This window comes from Apilactobacillus micheneri, from assembly GCF_006493595.1.
Lineage (GTDB): Bacteria > Bacillota > Bacilli > Lactobacillales > Lactobacillaceae > Apilactobacillus > Apilactobacillus micheneri.
This window is the reverse complement of sequence record NZ_QUBI01000009.1, coordinates 1-15,795: the sequence shown is the minus strand read 5'-3', so window position 1 is coordinate 15,795 and position 15,795 is coordinate 1. Positions and strand designations below refer to the sequence as shown.

14 protein-coding genes, 5 tRNA genes and 2 rRNA genes are annotated in these 15,795 nt (G+C 29.9%); 19 read left to right on the top strand and 2 right to left on the bottom strand.

What is annotated here, in order from left to right:
* From DY123_RS07380 to DY123_RS07340, 9 genes are all read left to right on the top strand, one after another.
* A 23S ribosomal RNA gene (locus DY123_RS07380) occupies positions 1-131 on the top strand; the annotation flags it as partial.
* 68 nt (positions 132-199) lie between these two features.
* Positions 200-316, top strand: a 5S ribosomal RNA gene (gene rrf, locus DY123_RS07375).
* Positions 317-323: 7 nt separating this feature from the next.
* A tRNA-Asn gene (locus DY123_RS07370) sits at positions 324-396 on the top strand.
* Between the two features lie 54 nt (positions 397-450).
* A tRNA-Thr gene (locus tag DY123_RS07365) sits at positions 451-523 on the top strand.
* Between the two features lie 87 nt (positions 524-610).
* The gene (locus DY123_RS07360) at positions 611-2,188 is read left to right on the top strand and encodes a peptide MFS transporter (protein ID WP_181398821.1); all 1,578 of its coding nucleotides are present in this window, start codon (positions 611-613) and stop codon (positions 2,186-2,188) included.
* Positions 2,189-2,355: 167 nt separating this feature from the next.
* A tRNA-Tyr gene (locus DY123_RS07355) sits at positions 2,356-2,438 on the top strand.
* A 6-nt stretch (positions 2,439-2,444) separates the two neighbouring features.
* Positions 2,445-2,516, top strand: a tRNA-Gln gene (locus tag DY123_RS07350).
* 80 nt (positions 2,517-2,596) lie between these two features.
* A complete protein-coding gene (gene proC, locus DY123_RS07345) occupies positions 2,597-3,382 on the top strand; it encodes a pyrroline-5-carboxylate reductase (RefSeq protein ID WP_108983129.1) in 786 nt (261 codons plus the stop codon).
* 19 nt (positions 3,383-3,401) lie between these two features.
* Positions 3,402-4,121 carry a GntR family transcriptional regulator gene (locus tag DY123_RS07340; RefSeq protein ID WP_108983128.1) on the top strand — a complete coding sequence of 240 codons (720 nt, stop codon included), beginning with the start codon at positions 3,402-3,404 and terminating at the stop codon, positions 4,119-4,121.
* A 2-nt stretch (positions 4,122-4,123) separates the two neighbouring features.
* Here DY123_RS07340 and DY123_RS07335 read toward each other — a convergent pair whose 3' ends face one another.
* On the bottom strand, positions 4,124-4,858 hold the full coding sequence (locus tag DY123_RS07335; protein WP_140925287.1) for a WecB/TagA/CpsF family glycosyltransferase: 735 nt from the start codon (positions 4,856-4,858) through the stop codon (positions 4,124-4,126).
* Positions 4,859-4,957: 99 nt separating this feature from the next.
* On the opposite strand from DY123_RS07335, the gene DY123_RS07330 reads away from it, so the two are divergent.
* The 7 genes from DY123_RS07330 to DY123_RS07300 all read left to right on the top strand — a co-directional run bounded on the left by DY123_RS07330 (position 4,958) and on the right by DY123_RS07300 (position 11,444).
* The gene (locus DY123_RS07330) at positions 4,958-6,424 is read left to right on the top strand and encodes a nicotinate phosphoribosyltransferase (RefSeq protein WP_140925285.1); all 1,467 of its coding nucleotides are present in this window, start codon (positions 4,958-4,960) and stop codon (positions 6,422-6,424) included.
* Positions 6,424-7,251 (top strand): NAD(+) synthase, encoded by an 828-nt coding sequence (nadE, locus tag DY123_RS07325; protein ID WP_140925283.1) that lies wholly within the window; start codon positions 6,424-6,426, stop codon positions 7,249-7,251. Before DY123_RS07330 ends, nadE begins: the two co-directional genes overlap by 1 nt.
* 15 nt (positions 7,252-7,266) lie before the next feature.
* Positions 7,267-7,683, top strand: coding sequence for a hypothetical protein (locus DY123_RS07320; RefSeq protein ID WP_108983124.1), 417 nt, complete (start codon positions 7,267-7,269; stop codon positions 7,681-7,683).
* 108 nt (positions 7,684-7,791) lie between these two features.
* Positions 7,792-9,966: a Tex family protein gene (locus tag DY123_RS07315; protein ID WP_140925281.1), complete on the top strand. Its 2,175-nt coding sequence runs from the start codon at positions 7,792-7,794 to the stop codon at positions 9,964-9,966.
* A 3-nt stretch (positions 9,967-9,969) separates the two neighbouring features.
* Positions 9,970-10,407 (top strand): SprT family protein, encoded by a 438-nt coding sequence (locus DY123_RS07310; RefSeq protein WP_140925279.1) that lies wholly within the window; start codon positions 9,970-9,972, stop codon positions 10,405-10,407.
* A 5-nt stretch (positions 10,408-10,412) separates the two neighbouring features.
* Positions 10,413-11,288, top strand: a complete 876-nt coding sequence (gene thrB / locus DY123_RS07305; protein ID WP_225426781.1) for a homoserine kinase — start codon at positions 10,413-10,415, stop codon at positions 11,286-11,288.
* A gap of 70 nt (positions 11,289-11,358) precedes the next feature.
* Positions 11,359-11,444, top strand: a tRNA-Leu gene (locus tag DY123_RS07300).
* A gap of 49 nt (positions 11,445-11,493) precedes the next feature.
* Here the strand turns inward: DY123_RS07300 and DY123_RS07295 are convergent.
* Positions 11,494-12,576: an LCP family protein gene (locus tag DY123_RS07295; protein WP_140934747.1), complete on the bottom strand. Its 1,083-nt coding sequence runs from the start codon at positions 12,574-12,576 to the stop codon at positions 11,494-11,496.
* Positions 12,577-12,804: 228 nt separating this feature from the next.
* On the opposite strand from DY123_RS07295, the gene DY123_RS07290 reads away from it, so the two are divergent.
* The 3 genes from DY123_RS07290 to DY123_RS07280 form a co-directional block, all read left to right on the top strand.
* Positions 12,805-13,755 carry a DMT family transporter gene (locus tag DY123_RS07290; protein WP_108983236.1) on the top strand — a complete coding sequence of 317 codons (951 nt, stop codon included), beginning with the start codon at positions 12,805-12,807 and terminating at the stop codon, positions 13,753-13,755.
* Between the two features lie 17 nt (positions 13,756-13,772).
* Positions 13,773-14,444, top strand: coding sequence for a 2,3-bisphosphoglycerate-dependent phosphoglycerate mutase (locus DY123_RS07285; protein ID WP_140925274.1), 672 nt, complete (start codon positions 13,773-13,775; stop codon positions 14,442-14,444).
* 216 nt (positions 14,445-14,660) lie between these two features.
* The coding region (locus tag DY123_RS07280; protein ID WP_140999587.1) for a transposase at positions 14,661-15,795 on the top strand (1,135 nt) is incomplete at its 3' end.

Below are 15,795 nucleotides of genomic sequence, written 5' to 3'. Positions count from 1 at the left end.
ACCTCAAGATGAAATTTCCCATTCCTTTATGGAAGTAAGACCCCTAAGAGATGATTAGGTAGATAGGCTAGAAGTGGAAGTGCAGCAATGTATGGAGCGGACTAGTACTAATTGGTCGAGGACTTAACCAAGTAAGGTTGTTCTCTAAAGAAATAATAATATCTAGTTTTGAAAGAACGAAGTTCTTTCAGATAAATAGTGTGGTGGCGATAGCTAGAAGGATACACCTGTTCCCATGCCGAACACAGCAGTTAAGCTTCTAAACGCCGAGAGTAGTTAGAGGATCGCCTCTTGCAAGGATAGGAAGTTGCCGCGCTTATTATTCCGAATTAGCTCAGTTGGTAGAGCACCTGACTGTTAATCAGGTTGTCGTCAGTTCGAGTCTGACATTCGGAGTATATTAGGAAGTGCTAACTTTTGTTAGCACTTTTATAGTATCTAATTAATTTTGCCGGCTTAGCTCAGTTGGTAGAGCATCGGTATCGTAAACCGGCGGTCACAGGTTCAAGTCCTGCAGCCGGCATAAAAAAGCCAAATTGTTTAAAAACTATTTGGCTTTTTTATATTTTTAAAATTAAAAATAATTATGTTAAAAGGGAGTGATTATTACTTGAAAAAAAGTAATGATATTTCTAATAATCAACCGCAAGGATTATCTTCACTTATAACTACGGAAACTTTTGAAAGATTTACATATTATGGTACAAGATCGACATTACTATTTTATATGTATTATTCAATAAGCAGTGGTGGCCTAAATTTATCAACTTCTACTGCTGCTTCTATTTTTTCGATTTTTGGATCGATGGTTTATCTTATTTCTGTATTTGGAGGATATATAAGTGATCGTTTTTTAGGTAATCAATCTACGGTATCTTTAGGTGCTATATTAATTATATTTGGACAAATATTTCTTTCTATTCCATTTTTTAATTTATATTTATTAATTCTTTCATTGATCTTTTTGACATTTGGAACTGGTTTATTAAAACCGACAATATCTTCAATGATAGGTAACTTATATGGTAAAAATGATAAAAGACAGGACTCTGGGTTTACATATTTAATGTCTGGCATTAATTTAGGCGCTTTACTTTCACCAATTATTATTGGATTTATAGGAACACATATTAATTTTCATTTGGGTTTCCTATGTGGGGCTATTTCTATGATAGTTGGTTTGCTGATATATCAAAGGGGTAAATTCAAATATATTAATGACTATAATATTTATCCATCTAATCCGATTGAACCTTATGATATCAAGAATATATTAATTAAATCATCAATATGTTTAATTGGAGTATTTTTAATCTCATTATTAATGTTTGAACTTGGTTCTTTTAATATTAATAACCTAATAACTTTTATAAGTATATTAATAATTATTATTCCATTTTTATATTTCTTATTTATATTCTTTAGTAATAAAATTAACACAAAAGAAAAGCACAATTTGTGGATATATTTATTTCTCTTTATATCGGCAACTATGTTTTGGATTATTGAAGAACAAGGATCTACAGTATTTGCTATGATGGCTAATTTTAATACAAATAATAATTTTCATGTTAATTTTTATATATTAGAATTTATATTATTTTTAATATTTTCAATATTTATTTTTAAAAATAAATTGAATATTAAAAGGTTATTAACTTGTTTATCTATTTTTGTATTTATATCTATATGTATGTATATCTTTTTGAATAACTTATACATACACATTCCTTCTTCTTGGTTTCAATCCATTAATCCATTATTTATATTAATTTATACGCCTTTATTTGCTATGATGTGGAAAAAATTTCATTTTTCATCTATTATTAAATTCTCTATGGGAATTGGGTTTGCAGGACTAGGATGTCTATTCATGTTAATACCACTTATCTTTTTGAATAGTATTATTAATCCTATATGGATATTAATTTCTATAGGAATTGTAAGTATTGGAGAGATGTTAATATCACCAATTGGGTTATCTGTAACTAACAAATTGGCTCCTAAATATTTTAAATCACAAATGATGGGAATGTCATATTTATCATATGCAAGTGCCCAAGCAATTAATTCTCAAATAATAAAATATTACTACTTAAGTCCGGCAACTTATTTTACAATTCTAGGTATTTTTGGATTATCTATAGGAATATTATTAATTTGTATATATTTTTTTATAAAAAAATAAATTATTTTATAAAAAGTATTGACTATTTATGTATAATTAGATATTATATTAATTGTTGGTTATGAGAGACCAACGCAATAACTTGATTAATTAATATTAAAAAAGTTATTGACAAATATTAATTATAAATGTTAAAATTAATATTGTTGATTAATTTAATATCTTTCGGAGGGGTAGCGAAGTCTGGCTAAACGCGGCGGACTGTAAATCCGCTCCTTCGGGTTCGGTGGTTCGAATCCACTCCCCTCCATATTATTGGGCTATAGCCAAGCGGTAAGGCATCGGGTTTTGATCCCGTGATGCGCTGGTTCGAATCCAGCTAGCCCAATCTTTGATGACTAACTTGTAAAAGTTAGTCATTTTTTTATGTTATAATTATGATATTATCAAATTCGGAGGGAATATACCATGAAAATAGGATTTATTGGTGTTGGTTCAATGGCAAAAGCTATGATTAAAGGATTTGTAAATTCAAAAAATATTAATTCTAATGATATTTTGATTCATAGTAAGCATGCGGATAATTACATTAATTTTGCTAAAGAATATGGATTAACAGCCATGAACAGTAATGAAGAGTTAGTTAAAAATAGTGATTGTATTGTTTTGTCTGTAAATCCCAACCAAGTGATAGATGTTTTAAAAGACATCAGAGATCTATTATCAGTAGGTAATAAAATATTATTATCTATTGTATGGAATTATAGCTTAAATCGACTTGAAGAACTAACTGACTATGATTTGCCTATTTTTAGAATGGTTCCTAATGTAAACGTTGAAGTTAATGCTGGTAGTCTATTATATGCATATAATGAAAATGTTAGTGAAGAAACCTTAAATGACATTTTATCCAATTTTAAATTATTAGGAGAAATGATTAATTTAACGGAAAATAAATTAAATACAGCAGGTGCGCTTGTTGGATGTACACCAGCATATGCTTACTTATTTGCTGATACTTTTAGCAGAATTGCTGTGAAGTACGGCTTAAGTAAGAGTGAATCAAATAAAATGATTGCACAATCCATTAAAGGTTCTATGGATATGATTAGTAAAAGTGATTCTAATCCAACCGACTTAATGGATGAAGTATGTTCACCAGGTGGTAGTACGATTAAGGGACTACTTGCATTGAAAGAAAATGGCTTTGAAAATGCTATTGATAAATGTTTTGATGCCACTCAAGATAATTAACTTGTGAGGAGGCTTAAATATGGCTTTACCAATTTATATCCAAATTCATAATGAAATTAGAAAAAATATTGAAAATGGTACTTGGAAGTTGGGGATTAGAATTCCTTCCGAAAGAGAATTATCTGCACAATTTAATGTTAGTAGAATGACTCTACGTCAAGCAATTCAAACTTTAGTTGATGAAGGAATTTTAGAACAACGTGTAGGTTCTGGGACTTTTGTTTCTAATGAGAAAGTGAAAGAAAAAATGTCTGGGGTTACTAGTTTTACAGATATTATGTTAGCTCAAGGAAAAGAACCTTCTAGTAAAACAATTTCTTACCATTCATTAGAACCATCTTTGAGTGAAATCGAAAAGCTTAAAATAAAACAAAGTGATAAAGTTGTTCGAATGGAAAGAATTAGATATGGTGATGGATTGCCTATATGTTTCGAAATTGCTACGGTTCCAGAAAAAATAGTTCAAAACTTAAGTAAAAATGATGTGACTAATTCATTTTATGCTTCTTTAAAGCATAAACTAGGCTTGATTCCTAAAGTTTCAAAACAAACCGTTTCTGCGACATTAGCATCTGAAAAAATTGCTGATTATTTGGATATTAAAAAAGGTGACGCAATTTTGCTGTTGCGTCAGACCACTTCATTACAAAATGGTGAACCCTTTGAATATGTTAGAACTCAATATGTTGGAGAACGTTTTGAGTTCTATTTAGATAGTAAAAAGAGTACTCTTGAATGAATCTATTCATGAGTACTCTTTTTGTTTTGTTTTTTAACTAAGTAAATAAATTTTGGTAGTGCTAGCATTCGCTTAAATCGAGATGGTTGTTTGATTAATCGATATAGCCATTCAATATTATGTTTGATCCAAAATTTTGGTGCTCTATCTGTATGTCCAGATAAAACATCAAAACTGCCACCTAATCCGATCCACAGACTATTTAATTTATTCTTATATTTAAATATGAAATCTTCTTGTTTAGGAAAACCTAATGCTACAAATACCATATCAGGTTTTTTGTTAATAATATCTTTAGCTATTATCTCATCATTTGTAAAATATCCATCTTGTAGACCTTTTATTTCTAAATCTGGGTATTTGTCCATTAATATTTTTTCTAGGTCTTTAATTACTTCTGGTTTGGCTCCTAAAAAATATGCCGATTTATTATTTTTATTACCCCAAGCTAGTAAGTCTAATAGGACATCATAGCCAGTGATTCTTTCAGGCATATTATCACCCAAAATTTTTGCGCCTTTTAGGATACCAACACCATCAGGTACTAAGTAATTAGCAGCTTTTACTTTTTTACTGTATTCTGGATGATCTAAAGCATAAGTTATAATTTCTGGATTAGCTGTTACTACAAATGTATTTTCTTTATTATTAACTCGATCTTTTATGTTATTTAGGAAATCTTTAAAAGTTGTATTTAAAAAATTAAATCCTAAAATATTAGTTTTGTTATTTTTCATTTTTTTCCTTTCAAAGTGAATTATATATGAATATTTCTTTAATTAATGATAAAATAAAAGACAATAAAAAGCGATAATATTAGGAGGATTTAGTGAAATATGGCAGTTAATTTTGATAATTTAACATTGCACACGGATGCATATGAACTTAGCATGATGCAAACATATTTTCAACAAGGCTTACAAAATCGTCATAGTGTATTTGAAGTTTATTTTAGAAAAATGCCATTTGAAAATGGATTTGCAATTTTTGCAGGTCTAGAACATGTTATTAACTATATTAATAATATCAAATTTACAGATGACGATATTGATTTTTTGAGAAAAGATGGTAATTATAGTGAAGAATTTTTATCATATTTGAAAAATTTTCATTTTACAGGAACCATTCGTTCTGCTGTTGAAGGTGATTTAGTATTTAATAATGAACCTATTATGCAAGTTGAAGGTAATGTTTGTGAATGTCAATTAGTTGAAACTGCAATTTTAAATATTGTTAATTATCAAACATTAATTGCTACAAAAGCTGCTAGAATTAGATTAGCATGTGGTGATGATTCACTTATGGAATTTGGTAGCCGTCGTGCTCAAGAAACTTCTGCTGCATTTTGGGGAGCTCGTGCTACTTATATTGGTGGATTTGATGCTACTTCAAATGTACTTGCAGGTAAGGCATTTGATATTCCTGTTAGTGGTACGCATGCACACTCATTAGTAGAATTCTTTCAAGATGATTATTTGGCCTTTAAAGCGTATGCTGAAAGTCATTATAATTGTGTTTTCTTAGTAGATACTTTTGATACACTTAAGAGTGGAGTTCCTAACGCTATTAAAGTAGCTAAAGAAATGGGTAACAAAATCAACTTTGCCGGAGTTAGAATTGATTCTGGTGATATGGCTTATTTATCCAAAAGAGTTCGTGAAATGTTAGATGAAGCTGGTTTTCCTAATGCTAAGATTGTCGCATCAAACGATTTAGATGAAAAAACTATTACCAGTTTAAAAATGCAAGATGCCAAAATTGATGTATGGGGAATTGGGACTAAATTAATTACAGCTTTTGATCAACCGGCTTTGGGTGCCGTTTATAAGATGGTATCTGTAGAAAATGATGAAGGTAAGATGATTGATACTATCAAATTATCTAATAATGCTGAAAAAGTTTCTACGCCTGGTAAAAAACAAGTTTGGCGTATTACTGAAAAGAAAGATGGAAAATCTGAGGGAGATTATATTACATTTAGTGATGAAGATCCTAGAAGACAAGATAGTTTATATATGTTCCATCCTCAATTTACTTATATTAATAAAACCCTAAATGATTTTGATGCTAAACCGTTATTACAAACCATTTTTAAAGATGGAAAGTTGGTATATAATCAACCTAGTTTGTCAGAAATAAAAGATTTCTCTACTAAGGCTTTATCTTCATTATGGCCTGAATATAAACGTGAATTGAATCCACAAGAATATCCAGTTGATTTATCTTTAAATTGTTGGAATAATAAGATGAATATTATTAAAAATGTACATGAAAAAATTAAGAATAGAAAAGGTGAATTTTAATGCGTTCAATGCAAAAGCAAATTATTGACGACTTAAAAGTAAAGCCATCAATTGATCCAAAACAAGAAATTAAAAATAGAATTAACTTTCTAAAAAGTTACATGAAGAAGTTTTCATTTTTAAAATCATTAGTCTTAGGTATTTCTGGTGGTCAAGATTCAACATTAACTGGTAAAATTGCTCAATTGGCTATTAGTGAACTTAGAGAAGAAACTGGGAACAATGACTATAAATTTATTGCTGTGAGATTGCCTTATGGTAAACAATCTGATGAATCAGATGCTATGGATGCAATTAAATTTATGAATGCTGATAGTGTAATTAGAGTTGATATTAAATCAATGGCTGATTCTGCCGTTGCTGCGGTTGAAGAAGATGGTCCTGAAATTTCAGACTTTAATAAAGGTAACATCAAAGCCCGTGAAAGAATGATTGCGCAATATGCAATTGCAGGACAAGAATCTGGTGCTGTACTTGGCACTGATCATGCTGCGGAAGCCATTTCAGGTTTTTATACTAAATTTGGAGATGGAGCTGCTGATATTACACCAATTTTTGGTTTAAATAAACGTCAAGGCAAGGAGCTTTTAAAACTATTAAACGCCCCTGAACATCTATATGAAAAAGTGCCTACTGCTGATTTAGAAGATAATCGTCCTGCATTACCTGATGAAGTGGCTTTAGGTGTTCGCTATGATGATATTGACGATTATTTAGAAGGTAAGGATGTTTCTGATAAAGTTGCTTCAATCATTGAGAATCGTTACAAAAATACAGCTCATAAGCGTCACTTACCTATTAATATTTATGATGATTTTTGGAAATAGAGAGGAATTTTAATAATGAAAAAAAACAAAATGCCAATGTATGCTTCACTATTATCAGACTTGATTTCTGGTACTAATGAAACTGGAGAAAAAATGAGTAAAGATTATGAACCACTTGAAGCAGCAATGAATAAAAATGATTTAAGTAATATTGATTTAAAGGCTACTAAAGATACCTTTCAAAATGGTACTGATACTTATCAAACTTATTTAGATCAATTAAATGATGCTGACGTTCCTGCTAAGGCATTAGGAATGCATTCTAACTTAAAATCTGCATATGCTAACTATGTAAAGGGATGCCAAGACATGGTAGATAGCATCAAAGATGATTCAATTGATAATGATGCTTTTAAAGCCGCTGGTGATTTACAACAAGCAAGTATTGAAAAAGTATTTAAGTATGCACAAAAGATTATGATGACTGCTTAATTTATAATTAAAAGTAGTTGGCAATTTTTTATTGCCAACTACTTTTTTTGATAAAAAATTCAATGATATAATATTCATAGTTAATTTAATTAAAGGGGATTATTCATTTTGAATTCAGAAATTACAAAAGTAGTTGCTAAAAATTTAAATAATTTTACAATAAAACAAATTAATGCAGTTTTATCTATGCTAACTTCTGGTAATACGGTTCCCTTTATTGCTAGGTATCGTAAAGAACGAACTGGGAATTTAGATGAAGTACAAATTCGTTCAATTGAAGACGAAAATACAAGAGCTACTAATTTGTTTAATCGCAAGGACGAAGTAGTCAAGTTAATTAATGAACAAAATAAATTAACTGATCGTTTATATAATGACATTATTAATGCAGAGACTTTACAAAAAGTCGAGGATTTATATCTGCCTTATAAAAAGAAACGTATGACTAAAGCTGATATTGCTAAACAACAGGGATTAGCACCTTTAGCTCAAAAGATATTATCATATGATGACTCTTTTGATCAGCAAGCAACATTTTTTATTGATAGAAACAAAAAATTAAATAGTAGAGAAGATGTTTTGTCAGGAGTTCATGAAATATTGGCAGAATATTTTGGTAATGTTGCTAAATATCGTGATTGGATTCGTAAATACACTAATAGTACCGGTCTTTTAACTAGTAAAATTAAAAATATTGCTAAAAATAAAGATGATGATCAAGTATATAAAAATTATTATGAATTTGAAATCCCCATTAAAAAAGCTAAAAGTTATCAAATTTTAGCAATCAATCGTGGTGAAAAAGAAAAAATACTAACAGTAAAAATAGATGTTAATAAAGACAAAATTTTTAAATATCTATCTAACCAAATTAATGGTAATATGCATGGTAAAGCAGCTAATTTTATTGAAAATAGTTATCAAGATGCTTATGATCGATTTATCAAGACCGCAATCAACCGAGAAATTAGGAACCAATTGACAGAATCCGCTGATGAACATGCGATTCAAATCTTTGGTAAAAATTTATATAACTTATTAATGCAATCTCCATTAAAAGGCAAGATAGTCATGGGTTTTGATCCTGCTTATAGAACTGGATGTAAATTAGCAGTTATTGATGGGAATGGGAAATTTTTAGATAAGCTAGTCATTTATCCCCATGCACCAGCTAGTAAAAATGAACGCGAACATGCCTTAAAACAATTCATTGATTTTATCAAAAAAAATCATGTTGAAATGATTGCGATTGGAAATGGTACTGCTAGTCGTGAATCAGAACAATTTGTAATCAAAGCCATAAAAAAAATAAGCTGGCCAATTTATTACGTAATTGTAAATGAAGCTGGAGCTTCCGTATATTCTGCTAGTCAAAACGCTCGTGATGAATTTCCTAATTTTCATGTTGAAGAACGTTCAGCAGTAAGTATCGGGAGAAGACTTCAAGATCCGTTAGCTGAATTAATTAAGATTGATCCTAAATCAGTAGGTATTGGTCAATATCAACATGATCTGCCGGAAAAGCAATTAGATAATAAACTTGATCGCATCGTTGAAACAGCTGTAAATAAAGTAGGGGTTAATGTTAATACTGCTAGTGTAGAACTTTTAACACATGTTTCTGGGATGAATAAAAATGTTGCAAATAAATTAGTTGCTTATCGTAATGAAAATGGTGAATTTAATAATAGAAAATCCTTGGCAAAAGTTCCTAGATTAGGTAAGAAAACTTATGAGCAAGCAATTGGTTTTTTAAGAGTTATTGATGGTGACAATCCTTTAGATAATACTGATATTCATCCTGAAAGTTATTCAATTGCTAAAAAAATAATTAATATGACTCATATGGATTTAAATATGATGGGAACAAATCAAATGAAAGAAAAATTAAATTCTATTGATATTGCCCAATTTATTAATGATAATCATTTAGGTTATGAAACGGTAAATGATATTTATCAAGGACTAATTCAACCAGGTAGAGATTTTCGTGATAACATGCCTAAACCAATATTAAAACAGGATGTATTGACAATTGATGATCTATATAAAGGCTTAAAATTACAAGGAACAGTTCGTAATGTTGTTGATTTTGGAGCTTTTGTTGATATTGGTGTAAAGCAGGATGGATTGGTTCATATTTCTAATATGAGTAATAAATTTATTTCAGATCCCAATTCAATTGTTTCAGTTGGCGATATTGTTACAGTTTGGATTAAAGATATTGATATTGATCGCAGTCGAATTCAGTTAACGATGATCAATCCCACACAAAATGGATAAATTATGACAGATAAAGAATTGCAATTATTAGTCGAAAAAATTTCTTTAAGTTATTTTGCTAAAAAATTTAATCATAAGGCTTATTTTAATAATAGATTGAAAACCACTGGTGGTAGATACCACATTCAATCTCATAATATTGATATTAATCCTAAAATGTTAGAAGAACATTCATATCAAACATTAGTAGGGTTAGTAAAACATGAGTTGTGTCATTATCATTTGCATTTAGCAGGTTATTCTGGTAAACATAATACAGTTGCATTTAAACAAATGTTAAATGCAGTGGGTGGTTCTAGATATGCACCTGCTCCTAAAAATAAGAATTTATTGAAATATGTATGTAGTAATTGTGGACAAATTTATTTAAGAAAAAGAAGAATTAATACGAATCGCTATGTATGTAGTAAATGTCACGGAAAATTAATTAAACGGGGATGATTTATTTGGATAAGAAGTTAATTGTTAGAGTTCCAGCCACTTCATCTAATTTAGGTGCTGGTTTTAATTCTTTAGGAATTGCTTTTCATTTATACTATACAGTAATTGTTGAAGAAGAAATGGATGAATGGCAAGTTAATCATGCATTGGGTAAAAATATTCCACATGACGAAAATAATCTCATCGTCAAGACAATTTTGTCAATTGAACCTAATATTCATCCACATCAATTGACCGTTATGTCAGACGTTCCAATGGAAAGAGGAATGGGTTCTAGTACGACTGCATTAGTAGCTGGTATTAAAATTGCTAATGCTTTAGGGCACCTAAATTTATCTCTAGATGAACAAATTGACATAGGGGCAAAATTAGAAGGACATCCTGAAAATGTTACTTCTGCAATTTTAGGTGATTTAACCATTTCAACTTTTGATGGTGATAGATGTACTACTGTAAAAGCATCAATGCCTAAAAATATTTCTGTTTTAATGTTTATTAATAAACATTCTGTAGTATCTAAACAAGATTTACCAAAAACAATTAATTTTGATGATGCTATTCAATCAAGTAGCTTTGCTAATGTATTCGTTGCTTCCGTTATGAGCGGTGAGTGGAGTAAAGCAGCAGAAATGATTGAAAAAGATAAATTTCATGAACATTATCGTGAAAAAGATGTGCCAGAGTTAAGTACAATTAGAAAATATGCACATGATATTGGAATTCGTGGTACTTATATTAGTGGGGATGGTCCTACTATTGCTACATTTGGAACTGAAAATGAGTTATATCAATTAAGGGATATTTTGAATAGTCATCATTTAGATGGCGATTTAAGAGTGCTAAAAATTGATTATGATGGAGCTTCAGTTAGAGGAGAATAACTGATGTTTGCTACAAATAAATTTGTCAAATTAATATAAATTGACTATAATATTATTTGTAGTTTATTAAGCGGCCATGGCGGAATTGGCAGACGCGCAAGATTAAGGATCTTGTCGGGAATTATCTCGGTGGAAGTTCGAATCTTCTTGGCCGCATAAATAAAAAAGGTACCTTCGAAGTTATCGAAGGTGCCTTTTTTATTTATCAATATGATGTAGCAGCAGTATTATTAGTATTGTCGCTAGTTGAATTTACGCTATTATCGCTGGTAGTATCTTGAGTATTGTTTAAAACATTAGAAGTACTTAAGCCTAATGTTTTTCTAATATCATTTGAAACATTTAATAACTCTTGTTGTGTTGGTACTTCATAGTCAACGCCATTAACCATTGCAGATTCACCTTGAAGAGTTTGTGATTTAATGTGATGAGTTGCATCGCCATATCTTTCACGTAATGCAACCATATCATCAAACTTCATATCGGTTTTAAGTTTACCTGAAATTGAGTTTAATATTTCTTTATATCTTGGTAATGAAGAAATATTCATTCCTTTAATTACTAATTTTTGTAGAACTTGTCTTTGTCTAGTTTGACGACCATAGTCACCTGCAGGATCTTGATGACGCATTCTTGAATAGTCAAGAGCCTGAGCACCATTAAGCGTTACGGTTTGACCCTTAACAACGTTAGCATTTCCATATTTGAAAGTTAAAGGAGGAGTAACAGTAACACCACCAACAGCATTTACCATTTGTTCTAGTCCACCCATGTTAACAATTGCGAAGAAGTCGATTGGAACATTTAATAAGTTTTGAACAGTTTGAACAGCACTGGAGGCACCACCAATTGAATATGCAGCATTAATTTTTTCATAAGGCTGTGAGTCACCAGGAACAGTTACTTTAGTATCACGAGGAATACTTGTTAAATGAATGGTTTCTGATTTGGGATTAACTGTTGCTAAAATCATAGTATCAGTTCTTCCTGTATCATTACGTCCTAATGCACCAGTATCAGTTCCCAAAAGTAAAATTGAGACTGGCTTATTTTGAGCAATAACATTAGAAACATTTCTTTCTTTATGTTCAACACCAGGTTCATATGCTTTGTTAGCAGCTGATTTCATATTTGTATAAACATTATAAGCACCAATTAATCCTAGTACCAATACTATTAGAAATATAAAGAATGCAATCCAAGCACCACGATGCTTTTTTTTCTTAAAATGAGGTTGATTATTTTGTGTTCTAGAGTATGCTTTATTTTTATCATTATTGTTTTGCATGTTTTAGTCATTACTCCTTTTATTTAAATGTGGTCAAAATACTAATAATTTATATTATAAACGCATTTTATCAAAAAAAAATAAATTTCTCGATATTTTTTAGATATATAAAGGTTATGATATAATTTTATCGTTTGATTGATAAACGATTTTTCTAATAAATGCACTTAAGTACGTAGTTTATCAAGTTTTACATAATTTGTAAATTTATAAGGAGCGAGATTTGTTTTGAAAAAAACTTTTTTGTATGTTTTGATATCTACATTTATGTTTAGTTCAATGGAAATTGCACTAAAAAGTGTAGGTAACGCTTTTAGTCCTATTCAATTAAATTTAATTCGTTTTTTTGTTGGAGGATTAGTTTTACTACCAATTGTTTTAAAAAATAAAAATACTGTTAATAACAGTAAATGGAAAAGTCTAGGAATATTTTCCCTGACTGGTTTTTTATGTGTTGTATTTAGTATGACGCTATATCAATTGGCAATTGTTTATGATCAAGCTGCAACTGTAGCAGTTTTATTTAGTTGTAATCCAGTTTTTGCAATATTATTTGCTTTTATTATTTTACGAGAAAAAATTAATCGATTAGGTTTAATATCATTAGTTATTTCGATAATTGGTTTATTGATTATTGTTAATCCAGCCAATCTAACTAATCCTTTAGGTTTAACTTTAGCTTTAGGTTCAGCTTTGACTTTTGGTCTATATAGTATTGTATCTCGTTGGGGCTCATTTGTGAGCGGATATGGTGGATTAGCTTTAACTTGTTATACTTTTTTGGCAGGATCTATAGAACTATTTGTGTTGATTTTAATTACCCACATTCCATTTGTTGCTAATTTTATGAATTCAGTTTCATGGTTGAAGTCATTTGCTAATACACCAGTACTACAAAATGTTAACCTTCACTATTTTTGGATGTTATTATTCATTTGTGTATGTGTTACTGGTGGTGGATTTGCCTTTTACTTTTTAGCAATGGATCGAGCAGGGGTTTCAATTGCTTCATTAGTGTTCTTTATTAAACCTGGGCTAGCACCTATACTTGCAATGATGTTAATCGGTGAGAAAATTAGTTTAAACACTTGGATTGGAATTATTGTAATTTTAATTGGTTCTGTAATAACATTTATTGGTAGTCAGCTTGAACAAAAGGAATCTGACTTAAAAGAATAAATAAAAGAGATGATAATATGTCATATTTAGTAATTATGCGACATGGTGAAAGTGAGGCCAATCGAGATAAAATATTTACTGGCTGGAATGATGTTCCTTTAACTGCAAAGGGAATTGAACAAGCACATTATGCTGGTAAATTAATTGAAGAATTGAATATTGATTTCGATGATGTTCACACATCATTTTTAATGCGTGCAATCGATACTGCACATATTGTCTTAAAAGAGATTCATCAAGAATATATTAATGAACATAAAACATGGAGACTTAATGAACGTCATTATGGTGCTTTGAGAGGTAAACAAAAAAGTTATATTAAAGAAAAATATGGTGAAAAACAATTTAAGTTATGGCGTCGTAGTTTTTCAGCAGTACCTCCACTATTGAAAAAATCAGATAACGAATTACGCTATGAAAAAATTGGGGTCAAAGAACCGCGTGGTGAAAGTTTAAAAATGGCTTATAAAAGAATATTAAGCTATTGGATCGATGGTATTGCACCAAAACTATTAGATAATCATAATCAGTTAATTGTTGCTCATGGATCTACTTTAAGGGCTTTAATTAAATACCTAGATAAAATATCAGATAAAGATATTGATAAAGTAGAAGTACCTAATGGTAAACCAATTGTTTATGAATTTGATAGTCGTTTAAATATAATTAGTAAAAAAATGATGAAATAAAAAGGGGCTGTGACATAAGTCTCTTAAAAAATAATGCTCGTTGGAATGTAAGTTTTCCAACGAGCATTATTTATGTATAATAAAAACGATATCGACACAACCGATATCGTTTCAATAAATTCCCCCAACGAAAGGAAATCTCAATGAGTAATTATATTTTAAATATTAATAATTGGCAACCCCAAGATAATCATCAAGTTAAAATTATAGATCAAATTGTTGAAACAATTGGTTTTAAAGGAAAATATATATTTGGTCGACCAAGAAAGTACGACCTGCGGTCGCCTTTTGAAATTAACCTTATTTGCCTACTCTAAAGGCATTTTCAGTAGTAGACAAATAAGTGCACTAGCTGAAGAAAATCTACCTACACGTTGGTTAACACATAGTTCTTTTCCATCATATCGAACAGTTTGTCGTTTTAGGGTTTCCGATGAAGCAGAAGATTTAATTAGTAAATGTATGTCGAGTATAGTTAATGTTTTAAGAAAAAATAAGCACATTGATGATATAACGTTTATTGATGGAACTAAAATATTGGCTAATGCTAATAAGTACTCCTTTGTTTGGCGTAAAAATATAATCAGATTTGATAAATTAAATCGCGAAGCGATTATAAAATTACTACATGACATGAATGATGTTAAATATTTAGGTAAACTTCCAGATAACTCTGACATTTCAACAAGTGAGTTAGATGAAATTATTATCCATTTAGAGAATTGTTTAGCTGATTTAAATTATCAAATTAAACAGAATAAAAAAGTATCACCTAATCCCAATAAACAAAAACGTCGTAAGTTAAAATCCATTAAAAGAAAACTTCGTTTTCGTAAAGATAAGCAAATCGAATACCAAGAAACCAATAAAATATTTGCTAATCTTAATAGTTATTCTAAGACTGATCATGATGCTACCTTTATGCGTATTAAGGAAGATCCTATGTTAAATGGACAACTTAAACCTGCTTATAATTTACAAATTGCTACTAGTGGACAATTCATAACTAATTTTGATATTTATCAAAATCCCACTGATACTCGTACTTTAACTCCATTCTTAAATAAACAAATTGAGAATAATAGTTTGGGTAAATATATTGTTGCCGATGCTGGTTATGGATCTGAAAGTAACTATCGTTTTATGGAAGATAAACTAACTAATCACATTCCTTTAATTCCCTATGGAACAATGTTAAAAGAACAAAGTCGTAAATGGAAAAGTGATGACCGTAAGGTCATGAATTGGTATTACAACGAAAAAGATGATTATTACCTAGATCCTAATGGTATTCGATTTAATTTTAATGGTTATCGTAAAAGAACTGATAAGAATCAATTTACGCGTGATT

Coding starts and splice junctions, on each gene's coding strand:
- proC (WP_108983129.1), top strand. CDS start 2,597: ATGAAAATAGGATTTATTGGTGTTGGTTCAATGGCAAAAGCTATGATT.
- DY123_RS07340 (WP_108983128.1), top strand. CDS start 3,402: ATGGCTTTACCAATTTATATCCAAATTCATAATGAAATTAGAAAAAAT.
- DY123_RS07335 (WP_140925287.1), bottom strand. CDS start 4,858: ATGAAAAATAACAAAACTAATATTTTAGGATTTAATTTTTTAAATACA.
- DY123_RS07330 (WP_140925285.1), top strand. CDS start 4,958: ATGGCAGTTAATTTTGATAATTTAACATTGCACACGGATGCATATGAA.
- nadE (WP_140925283.1), top strand. CDS start 6,424: ATGCGTTCAATGCAAAAGCAAATTATTGACGACTTAAAAGTAAAGCCA.
- DY123_RS07320 (WP_108983124.1), top strand. CDS start 7,267: ATGAAAAAAAACAAAATGCCAATGTATGCTTCACTATTATCAGACTTG.
- DY123_RS07310 (WP_140925279.1), top strand. CDS start 9,970: ATGACAGATAAAGAATTGCAATTATTAGTCGAAAAAATTTCTTTAAGT.
- DY123_RS07295 (WP_140934747.1), bottom strand. CDS start 12,576: ATGCAAAACAATAATGATAAAAATAAAGCATACTCTAGAACACAAAAT.
- DY123_RS07285 (WP_140925274.1), top strand. CDS start 13,773: ATGTCATATTTAGTAATTATGCGACATGGTGAAAGTGAGGCCAATCGA.